The 631-nt window shown below is 63.9% G+C and carries 1 protein-coding gene; it reads right to left on the reverse strand.

Annotated features, from left to right (window positions below; translation table 11 throughout):
* Positions 1-65: 65 nt before the first annotated feature.
* Positions 66-631 (reverse strand): alpha/beta hydrolase-fold protein (locus ENZ75_RS33605; protein ID WP_164888269.1); only part of this gene is annotated, 566 nt, incomplete at its 5' end.

Here is a 631-nt window from a genome sequence, read left to right on the forward strand (position 1 = left end):
TCCTACCGCCGATTGAGCGCCTCCCCTTCACAGGAATGACAGCGCCGACCGTCTTGCTGCGGCGTTCAGCAAAGGGCGGTGTCCCTCCTCACCGCAAACGCCGCCTGCACCGCGCGATTGACGGTGACCGGCAGGATCGACATGTGGTTCTCGCCGGCATGCAGTTCGAAACTGGCGCGCACGCCCGGGAGAGCATCAAGACGCTGCGCCATTGCCCGCGCGAATGCGTCGGTGCGTGTCACCTTTTTCTGCTTCAGGCGCTTTTCCTCGTCCTCGGCGCCAATCTGGAACGGCGCCAGCTTCTCGGTCTCGTACTCGCCGGCCGACAGGATCATGGTCGCCGCCAAACCATCGGGAATGGCGGCCTCGAAGGCTTCGAGAAAGCGGTCGATGGCACGCTCTTCCCAATAGATGGCGGGGCTCGCCGCGATCCAGGTCTGAAAGGAAGAAGGCCGCGTGAACAGGGCGTAGAGCGCAAACAGGCCACCGAAAGAATGGCCGTAAAGCGCCTGGCGGCTGGCATCGACCGTGACCCGGCTGGCGACCCACGGCTTCAGCTCATCCTCGATGAAAGCAAGGAATTTCCCTGCCCCACCGGTCCGGACTTCGGACGTGCCTTCGTGGAAGGGCG

Source organism: Mesorhizobium sp. M7A.F.Ca.CA.002.04.1.1, from assembly GCF_004022805.1.
In the GTDB taxonomy this organism is placed as follows: Bacteria; Pseudomonadota; Alphaproteobacteria; order Rhizobiales; family Rhizobiaceae; genus Mesorhizobium; species Mesorhizobium ciceri.